The organism is Amedibacillus dolichus DSM 3991, assembly GCF_000154285.1.
GTDB classification, from domain to species: domain Bacteria; phylum Bacillota_I; class Bacilli_A; order Erysipelotrichales; family Erysipelotrichaceae; genus Amedibacillus; species Amedibacillus dolichus.
Genome location: NZ_DS483470.1, coordinates 72,854 through 84,800 on the forward strand (window position 1 = coordinate 72,854; position 11,947 = coordinate 84,800).

General features: G+C 39.0%; 13 protein-coding genes and 1 other annotated feature. All 13 genes read left to right on the plus strand.

What is annotated here, in order from left to right; genetic code table 11:
* Window positions 1–50: 50 nt before the first annotated feature.
* The 13 genes from EUBDOL_RS01875 (at window position 51) to ileS (ending at window position 11,873) form a co-directional block, all read left to right on the plus strand.
* Window positions 51–1,097: a M15 family metallopeptidase gene (locus EUBDOL_RS01875; RefSeq protein WP_040462908.1), complete on the plus strand. Its 1,047-nt coding sequence runs from the start codon at window positions 51–53 to the stop codon at window positions 1,095–1,097.
* Window positions 1,057–1,359 carry a GIY-YIG nuclease family protein gene (locus tag EUBDOL_RS01880; protein WP_022420872.1) on the plus strand — a complete coding sequence of 101 codons (303 nt, stop codon included), beginning with the start codon at window positions 1,057–1,059 and terminating at the stop codon, window positions 1,357–1,359. Before EUBDOL_RS01875 ends, EUBDOL_RS01880 begins: the two co-directional genes overlap by 41 nt.
* A gap of 56 nt (window positions 1,360–1,415) precedes the next feature.
* Window positions 1,416–2,384 (plus strand): GerMN domain-containing protein, encoded by a 969-nt coding sequence (locus EUBDOL_RS01885; RefSeq protein ID WP_040462910.1) that lies wholly within the window; start codon window positions 1,416–1,418, stop codon window positions 2,382–2,384.
* A gap of 72 nt (window positions 2,385–2,456) precedes the next feature.
* Entirely contained in the window at window positions 2,457–2,942 is a 486-nt protein-coding gene (locus EUBDOL_RS01890; protein WP_004797969.1) for a metallophosphoesterase family protein, read from the plus strand.
* 63 nt (window positions 2,943–3,005) lie between these two features.
* Window positions 3,006–4,196 (plus strand): coenzyme F420-0:L-glutamate ligase, encoded by a 1,191-nt coding sequence (locus EUBDOL_RS01895; RefSeq protein WP_004797973.1) that lies wholly within the window; start codon window positions 3,006–3,008, stop codon window positions 4,194–4,196.
* Between the two features lie 150 nt (window positions 4,197–4,346).
* On the plus strand, window positions 4,347–5,084 hold the full coding sequence (locus tag EUBDOL_RS01900) for a sigma-E processing peptidase SpoIIGA (protein WP_004797974.1): 738 nt from the start codon (window positions 4,347–4,349) through the stop codon (window positions 5,082–5,084).
* A gap of 4 nt (window positions 5,085–5,088) precedes the next feature.
* Window positions 5,089–5,790, plus strand: coding sequence for an RNA polymerase sporulation sigma factor SigK (sigK, locus tag EUBDOL_RS01905; protein WP_004797975.1), 702 nt, complete (start codon window positions 5,089–5,091; stop codon window positions 5,788–5,790).
* Window positions 5,791–6,077: 287 nt separating this feature from the next.
* A complete protein-coding gene (locus tag EUBDOL_RS01910; RefSeq protein ID WP_004797977.1) occupies window positions 6,078–6,860 on the plus strand; it encodes a SigB/SigF/SigG family RNA polymerase sigma factor in 783 nt (260 codons plus the stop codon).
* Window positions 6,861–6,901: 41 nt separating this feature from the next.
* Window positions 6,902–7,144, plus strand: coding sequence for a PRC-barrel domain-containing protein (locus EUBDOL_RS01915; protein ID WP_040462912.1), 243 nt, complete (start codon window positions 6,902–6,904; stop codon window positions 7,142–7,144).
* 123 nt (window positions 7,145–7,267) lie between these two features.
* Complete coding sequence (locus EUBDOL_RS01920) at window positions 7,268–7,678, plus strand: cell division protein SepF (protein ID WP_022420877.1); 411 nt, start codon at window positions 7,268–7,270, stop codon at window positions 7,676–7,678.
* Complete coding sequence (locus EUBDOL_RS01925) at window positions 7,671–8,432, plus strand: YlmH family RNA-binding protein (protein WP_004797982.1); 762 nt, start codon at window positions 7,671–7,673, stop codon at window positions 8,430–8,432. Before EUBDOL_RS01920 ends, EUBDOL_RS01925 begins: the two co-directional genes overlap by 8 nt.
* Before the next feature lie 13 nt (window positions 8,433–8,445).
* Window positions 8,446–8,916: a DivIVA domain-containing protein gene (locus EUBDOL_RS01930; RefSeq protein ID WP_004797984.1), complete on the plus strand. Its 471-nt coding sequence runs from the start codon at window positions 8,446–8,448 to the stop codon at window positions 8,914–8,916.
* Window positions 8,904–9,115, plus strand: a binding site (T-box leader). It overlaps the preceding gene by 13 nt.
* Before the next feature lie 31 nt (window positions 9,116–9,146).
* The gene (gene ileS / locus EUBDOL_RS01935) at window positions 9,147–11,873 is read left to right on the plus strand and encodes an isoleucine--tRNA ligase (protein WP_004797986.1); all 2,727 of its coding nucleotides are present in this window, start codon (window positions 9,147–9,149) and stop codon (window positions 11,871–11,873) included.
* Window positions 11,874–11,947 lie beyond the last annotated feature (74 nt).

An 11,947-nucleotide genomic window follows, 5' to 3' on the forward strand; every position in this document is an offset into this window, starting at 1 on the left:
TAAGAACGATGGAGCGGAAAGTGTGCTATAATAACAATCGAGGTGTTGCTATGAAAATCAAACGTAGTATGCTTATCGTAGCTTTGATTGCTTTGTTTATCGGCTGCTATGCAATGATGAACAAGCACTATGATGAATTGGCGCGTTATCCGCATACGCTGAATGAACAGCAGCGTGAGTTGGTTTTGCATCATTTGAATACAGACGAAATCAATACCTTGATTTCATGGAAAATCGAACCAAAAGAGTTTTTGCCATATATCGAGGTTGATGGCTTTGTTTTGGAAAACACACTGTGGTATGATGAAATGGCAAATACGACAAAAGAGAAGGTCAGCAAGGAATTTATTGTAGCATTTATTAACAAATATAAGGAACAAATGAATTTTAATGAGCTGCAATATTTATTAGCGAATTATTCTTATAATGAACTGATACGTTTTTTTGATGAAGGCGATCTTTACCAGAAAAGTGCACGTTTGATTCCTAATCCAAGTGATATATATACAATGATTGCAAATCGCAGAACGCTTTATACATACGAACCGAAAGACTTAGTTTCGATTGGCTCGCTTCCGCACAGCTCTATTGTGCCAAAAGCTTATGATATTCTTGTAAAAAAGGAAGTTCTTGAACCATTACAGCAGCTGTGCAAAGCCGCGGAAGTAATAGACGATCAGCCCTGTGGCGGTATGAGAGTAGTTGCCGGTTATTTATCGTATGAAGATCAGGTAATGCTTTATGAACAGGCGTTGGAAGAATATGATGCGGAAGAATTGAGTAAGTATTGGGACGCTCCGGGACATAGTGAATATCAGCTTGGCTATTCGCTGATCCTTTTGCCTAATGAGATACAGCCTAAGGTAAACCATAAGGAGCAAGAGAAAACAGAAGCAAAAGAGGAACTGGGACGTGAGCAAGAGGCATGGCTAAAGGAAAATGCTTATAAATATGGTTTTATTATTCGTTATCCGTTAGGACAAGAGGATATTACCGGTAAAGAGCATCAACCTTTTGCTTTGCGATATGTAGGAAAAGAGTTGGCAAAAACAATTTATGAACAAGACATTGCCTTGGAAAAAGCAGATCTCGGCTAGTGGAGCTATTCCGGATATTGATGGGTATTATGTATATCTATTGCTGTGTGCAGACAATAGTCTTTATTGCGGTTGGACAACCAATTTAATTCGACGCTACAAAGCTCACGCTTCTGGCAAAGGAGCGAAATATACAAGAGCCCATCAGCCGGTTTTGCTTTACTATTATGAAAGTTGTGAAAGTAAATCCGCAGCCTGTCAGCGAGAGGCCCAAATCAAGCGTATGAGCCATTTGGAAAAGATAGCATTGAAAGAGCGATAACTCGTTCTTTTTTTATTGTTTTCGGCATACTGATGAAACAAAGGGGGTTCAGAAAAATGAGGTTTCGTAAGCCCATGATTCTCGTGTTTGCATGTATTGCTTTTGTTATGTATCTCAGTATGCGGCTGTATTCCACTGAGGAGGTTACAACGAGTGTGATTTCCACGCAGCATGCGAGCAATATAATGCAGGTTTATTTAAAAGATCAAAGCAATACCTTGGTTCCGCTTTCGATACCGGTAAGTGAGGAGGAAAGTGAAGAAGATAAGCTGAAGTTGATGTTTGCTTATCTTAGTGGGAAACAAACATTAGAGGGCTTTTATCCGTTGTTTCAAAAGGAGTGCTTTTTAAATGATGTTAAGATGGGAGATGGCGTTGCACGCTTATATTTTGATGCCAGCTTAAAAAACTATAAAAAAGAAGATGAGTTACGCGTCTTAGAGGCGATTACCTGGGGTGCTACACAATTTTCAAGTGTAGAAAAAGTAGAGCTATATCTCAATGAACAGCGTATGAAGGAAATGCCTTTAGGGCAAACACCGATTCCGGAAATTTTAAATCGTGATATCGGTATTAATCATTTCGAAACCGCTACGGATTCCTTACACGATTCGTTTTCTTTAACAGTGTTTTCGACCAAAAAAATTGGTTCTAGAGAATATCTTGTTCCTAAAAGCCGTCGTTGTCGATTGGATAAACAAGATGTTGCATCACAGGTAGCGGTTATTCTAGAAGATATTTCGGTATCAAGCGGTCTTTCCTCAAAGCTGCATACCGATCGTATTGAGATAAAAAATATGAATATGAAGGACGGACTTTTAAAGGTGGAACTAAACGATCATATTCTAGCAAGCGATGCCAGCGTGAAACAGAATGCTTATGATACGTTTGTTTTGTCTTTGGCATCGATTCCGATGATTGAACGAGTAGAAATTCGTGTAGGAAAGCAAATCATACACCCAACAAAGGAGGAAAGCACAAGCGTTTCTTTGGTTGAAATGACATATAATGAGGTTGAATTTTAATGAAAATGTTTTCATGAAGATATAATACTTTTCATTTCTACATTTTTTTGGTATGATAATAGCGGTGGTAAAATGAAAGTTATCGTTGTTAGTGATAGCCATGGAAAAGACAGTGCAATACAAGCCGTTTTGGAGCAGTATCCACAAGCGGAGCTTTTTCTTCACTGCGGCGATATCGAGGCTGAGCCACAGCAATATCCTCAGTTGGTAACAGTACGTGGAAATAATGATATTTTCTACGATTATCCAGAGGAACGAGTGGTTACAGTTGGAAAACATCGCATTTATGTTGTTCATTCACATCAGTTTATGTATTCTCGACGTGTGGAGCAGTTAGCACAGAAGGCAAAATCGCTTGCTTGCGATATTGTTTGTTACGGGCATACGCATATAGCTGCTTATGAGGTGGTTGATGGTGTCCATGTGCTGAATCCCGGTTCCTTGTGGAGAAGCAGAGACGGCAGAGGGCCTTCCTATGCTGTTGTGGAGCTGGAGGGTGATAATGTAGATGTTGAATTTAAGTTTTTGCCACAAAGTAAAAGCAATTTTTTTTGGTAACCTAAAAAGCCGTATGATATACGGTTTTTTGCGTGAAAGACCATAAAAGAAAGGTGTTGTAAGATGGAAAGAAAAATTGGTACGGTATCAAGAGGCGTTCGTTGTCCGATTATTCGTGAAGGTGATGATTTGGCAAGCATTGTTGTGGAAAGTGTATTAGATGCAGCGAAAAGCGAGGATTTTGCGATTCGTGATCGCGATGTTATCGCTGTAACGGAAAGCATTGTTGCACGTTCACAAGGTAATTATGCGTCTGTTGATGCGATTGCAAGTGATGTGCATGCGAAGTTCAATGATGAAACTGTTGGTGTGATTTTCCCTATTTTAAGTCGTAACCGTTTTGCGATTTGTTTGCGTGGAATTGCAAAGGGCGTTAAAAAGGTCGTATTGATGCTTAGCTATCCAAGCGATGAGGTCGGAAATGAGTTGGTATCACTTAGTAAGCTAGATGATGCGGGAATCAATCCATATTCCGATGTTTTAACATTAGAAAGATATCGCGAATTATTCGGCGAAAATAAACATGAGTTTACCGGTGTTGATTATGTTGCATATTACGGTGATTTGATTCGCGAATGCGGTGCCGAGGTTGAGTTTGTATTTGCAAACAATCCTAAGACAATTTTGAATTATACGAAAAACGTAATCAACTGTGATATCCATACACGTGCTAGAACAAAGCGTATCCTAAAAGAAGCGGGTGCGGATAAAGTGTTCAGTCTTGATGACATCATGACTGCGCCAATCAACGGTTCCGGATACAATGCAGTATATGGACTACTAGGCTCTAATAAATCAACAGAGGATAGCGTTAAGCTGTTCCCAAGAGAATGCAATGATTTGGTATTGGATATTCAAAAACAGATCTTAGATCGTACCGGTAAGCATGTGGAAGTTATGGTTTACGGCGATGGTGCGTTTAAAGATCCGGTAGGTAAAATTTGGGAGCTTGCCGATCCATGTGTATCTCCTGCTTATACACCTGGTTTGGAGGGAACACCAAACGAATTAAAACTGAAATATTTAGCTGACAATGATTTTGCAAACTTGAGCGGAGAAGCGTTGAAGAAAGCTATCGAAGATAAAATTAAGGAAAAAGACGGAAGTCTTGTCGGAAATATGGCGGCGCAGGGAACGACACCTCGTAAGCTAACAGACTTGATCGGTTCTTTATGTGATTTGACAAGTGGCTCTGGGGATAAGGGTACACCGGTCGTACTTGTTCAGGGATATTTTGATAATTACACAAACTAAGGATAGGAAACTGCATGGCACAAGCTGTGCGGTTTTTTTATAGGATTTATTTAATTTGTCGAATTTCCACGATAAGCAAAAAAACTTCTCGTAATTTCTCGACATGAACCTAAGCAGCGATTCGTTATACTAAAAGCGGGAGATGAGGAAATGGAGAGCTATGTAGAAGTCAGCTTTCTGCAGCAACTTTTAACCATGCTGCTTTCTCTTCGTTTAGCGCAAAGCATTTGTTTGCAGCCAGTTTTAAAAGGGGTTTGTTACGGATATGCCATCAGTATTTCCTTTTTGTCAGTATGTTTGTGGCTTCCAAGCTCCGAACTTGTGATAGCAGGTATAGAAATGTTGTTTTTATTCATATATTTCCGTCATGCTTATAAAACCTATGCGATGGCTTTTGTGCTTCGTGTACTTCTTATGCTTAGTGGCTGGGTGCTCTATGATGGGAGTTTTCACAACGGTATGTGGTTTGTTCCTATGGATTATCGGCTTGTGTATTGGTGGCTGTTGTATGCGTTGTTGTTTTTGCTGCATGCGGCAAAATGGAAAGATATTATCGCAAAGCATAGCTACGTATATGAGGTAAAGCTGTATAGTGAGGTTGGAATATTGTCGATGAAAGGTTATTTGGATAGTGGAAATTTACTTTCCCATCAAGGAATACCGGTTATTTTTCTAGATCGTAGTATGCAGGCATATTTTAAAAACGAACGCATACAATGGGTAGTAATGAAGGGAATCGGTGATGAAAAAGCAGTGAAATGCTATATGTGTAAGATCGCATTGGCAAATACCGAAAAGCAAAATGTGCTTGTATATTGTGGGCAGAAGCTGGAGCTGCCGTTTCATTGTAAGGCTTTATTGAATGTGCATCTGATGACGATGGGGTGAGAAAATGAAGATGATCAAGAAGCTGTTTCGTTTTTTGTTTGTGAAAAATGAAGAAAGTAGTGTTTTCTATATTCAAGGTAGTGATGTTTTGCCAAAACCATTGGAAAAGGAAGAAGAACAAGCGGCGTTGATTGCTTTGGAACATGGAGATGAGGAAGCACGCAATACATTGATTGAGCATAATTTGCGATTGGTCGTTTATATAGCCAAACGCTACGAAACCAATCCTATTTTTATGGAGGATTTGATTAGTATCGGCTCGATTGGTTTGATTAAGGCAGTAAATACCTTCAAACGCAATAAAAATATTAAATTGGTAACTTATGCTTCACGTTGTATCGAGAATGAAATTTTGATGTTTCTGCGCAAAAAATCACGACGTAAGTTGGAAGTTAGCTTTGATGAGCCGTTAAACATTGATTACGATGGCAATGAGCTTTTGTTGTCGGATATTTTAGGTACCGATGATGATGTTGTAACAAAGCAATTTGAGCGGGAAGAAAACAAACGGGAGCTTTTAAAGGCTATGCGTGGTTTAAAGGATCGGGAACGGCAGATCTTACAGATGCGCTATGGCATTGAGCATGAAGAACTTACACAAAAGGATATCGCAAAGCGTTTGGGAATTTCTCAATCGTATATTTCACGTTTGGAAAAACGAATTATTCATAAATTAAAATTACAAATGAAACAGCAAAATTATTGATGTGAGGTAGGGAATCAACTGATTTTAGCGAAACCTTCATAAGCTTAATGTGCTGTTGATAGGGATTGCTTTCTGTGAATTGTGGGAGGCAATCCTTTTGTTATCTGTGTTTTGTAACACAAGGAATTTTTTGCGGTAATATCGGTTATATCAATATTTAAAATATAGGCTCATATCAGATACAAGAGCATGTTGTCAATGGGAAAACCTTTCCAAATACTAACAATCAGCCGCTTGTATAACCCTTCTTTTTCAAGGGCAAACTGCTTGTAAGCAGGAGGGTGATTATGAGTCGTTATAAGGTTGTTATTAGCGGAATGAATACCAATGATCTAACGGTACTTAACAATACACAGATGAAGGAATTGTTTTTACGTATGCAAAAAGGAGATCAAAATGCAAAAGAGGAGCTAATCAATGGAAATTTAAAATTGGTATTGTCAATTGTTCAGCGTTTTGCGAATCGCTGTGAAAACATGGACGATCTTTTTCAGGTAGGCTGTATTGGTTTGGTGAAATCCATTGATCATTTTGATTTGAAACATGAGGTACGTTTTTCAACCTATGCCGTACCGATGATCATGGGAGAAATCAAGCGTTACTTACGTGATAATCAGGTACTTCGCGTATCCAGACATTTAAAGGATCTTGCCTACAAATGCTTTCGTTTAAAAGAGGAGTATGTGCATCAGCATCAAAAAGAGCCAAGCATTACCTGGTTAGCTGAGCAATTGGAGGTAAGGGAAAAGGATATTGTTGATGCCTTAGATTCTACACAAAATGTTTTATCTATTTTTGAGCCGGTATATAACAGTGATGGTGATGAACTGTATTTGTTGGATCAGATTCGTGATGAAAAAGATGAAATTGATTTATTAAACAATGTGCTTTCTTTACGCAGCAGTTTGAAACAATTGAAGGAAAAGGAATTGGAAATTTTAGATAAGCGCTATTATCAGGATATGACACAAACCGAAATTGCAAATGAACTGGGAATTTCACAGGCGCAGGTTTCACGCCTTGAAAAGAGTGCCATTTCGACTTTGCGTAAAGAAATGGGGGAACTGTAACATTTGGGACAGCGATGCATATAATGGAATAGGTGATGCAGATGAGATTTTGTGAAATTGCAGGTAAGCAGGTCATCAATTTATGTGATGGACGAGTGGTCGGCTTAGTAAATGACGTAGCCTTTGATGTGAAAAGCAATAAGCTATTAGCTATTTACGCACGAACTACTCAACCTTTCGTAAAAAAAATGTTGCCATGGCTATTTCCTTGTGAAGAAATCGAAATCAGTATGCAGGAGATCGAGAACATTTGCGGAGATGTAATTTTGGTACGTTTTCGCTAATTGATTTTAAAAAAAGAGTATTCCTATGAAAGTTTGAGGAAAAAAGGAGCAAAAAAGAAAAAAAACTTTTTATGCCTTCAAAAATATGCTATGATATACCTAGTTATTAGGAGGTATCCGTACATGAGTTTTGGACAGAAGTTTAAACATTTTCTAGCACCGTTAGATGAAGATGATATTTTAGAAGTAGAACAAGATGCAGAGGAAGAAGATGCGCAGACGATTTCACAGTATGAACAGCAGCGTTCACGTATGAATAAGCTTCCAAATGATACAAAAATGGTATTATTTGAACCACGCTCTTTTGATGAAGCAGATGAAATCGCGCGACGCTTGAAGGAAAACAAAGCAGCGGTTGTGAATTTGCATAAGCTGCAAAGAGAATATGCGCAAAGAACAATTGATTTTCTTACCGGTGTAATTTTCGCACTTGATGGCAGTATTCAAAAAATCGGGCATAATGTAATTCTTTGCACACCAAATAATGTTCCAGTGCAGGGACAAATTACGTTAGACAGCGGAGAAGATGAATAAATCATCACTTTCTTTTGAGCATTATCGGGGTAATGAGGAGTTTGTAAAACGCATCTATGATTATATCGATCAATGTGAGGTGCGTAAACGAATTATCGTTACACCCTTTTTTTCGCCGGATCAAAGTGCAATTACACGCTCTATTTGCGGTAAGCAAATTATGTATAAGGAAGATGGTGGTTATAAGGGAGCAGAACGCGTGCGATTTGCTTTTTTGCCGTTTACGACGAACTATCAATTTCCAACGGTTATTTTGAAAGCCTCAGTTTCTGCTACGTTTGGTATGCTGAGCCATCGCGATGTGCTAGGTGCTTTGATGAATTTAGGCTTACGGCGGGAAATGAGTGGAGATATTTTGGTAAAGCGAGATGCGGTTTATCTTGTTGTTGATAAGGACATTGAGAATTTTGTTGTATGTAATCTTACCAAAATCAAGCGTCAGCATGTACATTTTAAACGTTATGAAGGAAGTCTTGTTTCCAATACGAGTATTCCTTATCAACATAAAATCGTTTCCAGCATGCGTTTAGATACAATCGTGGCTTGTTTGGCAAACGTTTCGCGGGGAAAGGCACAGGAAATGATTGCTTCTCAAAGGGTAAAAGTAAATCATGTTGTACTTGAACAAAGTACATTTGTATGCAATAATAATAGTGCTATTTCTATTCGTGGGTATGGACGCTTTTATGTTAGAGAAGTGATAAAAAAGACCAAAAAGGATCGCCTTGTAATTGATGTTGGCGTGTATGAGTGAGCGAGGGTGAGATATGGAAAAACGATCATTTGACACGATGAAGAAAGGATATAACCGTTATCAGGTCGATGATTATATCGCAGCCTTGGAGCTTGAGCTTGTGGCTTTAAAGGAAAAAAATGAAAAAGCCTACCAGTTGAAAGAAGCCTACGAAAGGGAAGCAGAGGATTATAAAAAGCGTTATGAGGAGGTTTGCCAAAATCTGAGTATCAAGGAAAGGGCAGCCTACGATATGACACGAATGGCTATGAAGGAAGCCAATATGATCGTAGAAACAGCTCATAAAAATGCTGATGTCATCGTGCGGGAATCCTTGATGATGGCACGTGAGGTATTGAGTGAAATTGCTCGTTTGGGCAAGGAAGCTAATTTGTTGAAAGGCTCTATGAAGGACGACCTCAGTCGGATCGCGCAGGCGCTTGATGAGTTTGAAACGCCTCAAATTCCGGAAATGGATTTATTGAAAAAAGAAGAAATGCAATGAAAAAGACACGTTTATAATACGGAAGTTCAAGAGAGCACGCGGTTGGTGGAAGGGTGCATGGAGGTATTATGAATATCACTTTTGAGCAGAGTGCCTGAAGAAGTAGGGCAGCTTCGATTCCCTTATCGTTAAAAGGTTAAGTGCTTCTGCATACAGCAGAAGAACTAAGGTGGTACCACGTTTAATCAGCGTCCTTAGATAAGGACGCTTTTATTTTAGGAGGAAAAGATATGGAATACAAGGACACATTATTGATGCCAAAAACCGGCTTTGAGATGCGCGGAAAGCTTCCGACAAAGGAACCTGACTTTCAGCAGCGTTGGCAAAGTTCACACATTTATGAAAAGATGTTAGCGAAACGTGAGGGCTGTGAACCGTTTGTTTTGCATGATGGACCTCCGTATGCTAACGGAGATATTCATTTAGGACATGCGTTAAACAAAATTTTGAAAGATGTTATTGTACGCAGTCATTTTATGGACGGATATTATACGCCTTATATTCCGGGTTGGGATACACATGGCTTACCAATTGAAACCGCAATTACAAAGCTTGGACATGATCGTAAGAAAATGGGAATTTCGGAATTTCGTAAGCTGTGCTATGATTATGCGTTAGAACAGGTAGAGCGTCAGAAAAAAGGCTTTTTATCTTTAGGCAGTGTTGGTGATTATGACAATGCTTACGTAACCTTAACTAAGGAATTTGAAGAGGAACAAATCCGCATTTTTGGAAAAATGGCTATGGACGGGTTGATTTATAAAGGGTTAAAGCCTGTATACTGGTCTCCATCTAGTGAATCTGCACTTGCAGAAGCGGAAATCGAGTATCATGATATAAAAAGTCCGACAATCTTTGTGAAATTTATGGTAAAAGATGGTAAGGGTATCTTAGATAACGATTGTGCATTTGTGATTTGGACGACAACACCTTGGACCATTCCGGCGAACTTGGCAATTTGTTTGAATAAGGATTTTACATATGCGTTAGTTGAAACTGAAAAAGGTAAACTGATTGTTTTAGAAGAATTGATGGATTCCTTGTTTGATAAATTCGGTTTGGAAACTAGAAATAAATTAGCAACCTTTAAAGGAAAAGAATTGGAAATGATTACTTGTGCGCACCCACTGTATGATCGTGAATCGCTTGTGATTTTAGGTGATCATGTAACGGCAGATGCCGGTACCGGTTGTGTACATACTGCCCCAGGCTTTGGTGCTGATGACTTCTTTGTTGGACAGAAGTATGGTTTACCTGCCTATTGCAATGTTGATGAGCATGGCTGCATGATGAAGGAAGCCGGTGAGTGGCTGGAAGGTCAATATGTAGATGATGCAAACAAAACAGTTACACAAAAACTAGATGAAATCGGAGCATTATTGAAACTTGAATTTATTACGCACTCCTATCCACATGATTGGAGAACCAAAAAACCAATCATTTTCCGTGCGACGACGCAATGGTTTGCTTCTATTGATAAAATTCGTACACAATTATTAGATGAAATTGATAAAGTGGATTGGATTCCGAAATGGGGACAGCAACGCATGCACAATATGATTGCCGATCGTGGAGATTGGTGTATTTCCCGTCAGCGTGCTTGGGGTGTTCCGATTCCGATTTTCTATGCTGAAGATGAAACACCGATCATGGACGAAAAGGTGTTTGAACATGTTGCTAAGCTGATTGGTGAATATGGCTCAAATATTTGGTTTGAAAAGGAAGCGAAGGACTTACTTCCTGAAGGCTATACTCACCCTAAATCACCAAATGGCATTTTCACAAAGGAAACCGATACAATGGACGTTTGGTTTGACAGCGGATCTTCCCATACCGGGGCAATGTTGAAAAAAGGTTTAAGCTATCCTGCTGATTTATATTTTGAAGGTAGTGATCAGTATCGAGGTTGGTTCAATTCCTCTTTGATTGTCGGTACGGCAGTGCATGGACAGGCACCTTATAAGCAGGTGTTAAGTCATGGCTTTGTTATGGACGGCAAGGGAGTGAAAATGTCCAAATCTCAGTGGAATGCGGTTGCTCCTGGAGAAATTACGAAAAAGTTTGGTGCGGATATTTTGCGTTTATGGGCAGCAAGTGTTGATTATCAAGCGGATTGCAGTATGTCCGATGAAATCATGAAGCAGGTAAGTGAGAATTATCGTAAGGTACGTAATACCTTCCGCTTCTTATTGGCTAATATTAACGAAGAGGACTTCACAAAAGAAGATTTAGTTGATATTGCTACATTACCTGAACTTGATAAGTATATGCTTTTACAGTTAAATGAAGTTAACGATAAGGCTAAAAAGGCTTATAAGGAATATCGTTTTGCAGATGTTACGACGATGCTGACAACCTTGATGACAAATGATTTCAGTGCTTACTATTTGGATTATACAAAGGATATTTTATACATTGAAAAGAAAGACGATGTAAGACGTCGTCAGGTACAGACCGTATTGTATCATGCCGTAAATGTATTGATGCGTTTGTGGGCTCCGATTCTTCCACATACCGCAGAAGAGGTAAATGATTTCTTCCATGGTGAAGAAGAAAGTGTTCACTTAGGCTCTTTTGCTTCAAATCTTGTGATTGAGCATGCTGATGAAATTAAAACGGATATGGAACGTATGCTTTTGCTTCGTTCAGATATCTTTAAAGCACTCGAAGAAGCACGAGGAGAAAAGGTTATCGGTAAATCATTAGAAGCGCATGTAATTGTTCATGTCAGCGATGAAGATCGTGCCTTAATCGAAAAGGTTTGCGGTAGTCATTTCCATCAGTGGCTGATCGTTTCTAAGGTAAGCTTTAGTGTTGATGAATTAACACCATATGAGGTATGCAGTGCAAGTGTTGAAAAATGTGATGGACATGTATGTCCACGTTGCTGGAATATTACAGATTCTACTGCTGAAGATGGCTTATGCGAACGTTGTGCTAAAGTATTAAAAGCATAAAAAGATTTATGATGATATAGTAAAAAATGCTCATACCAATGGGCATTTTTTATAGAATTGAAATATTTTTCATT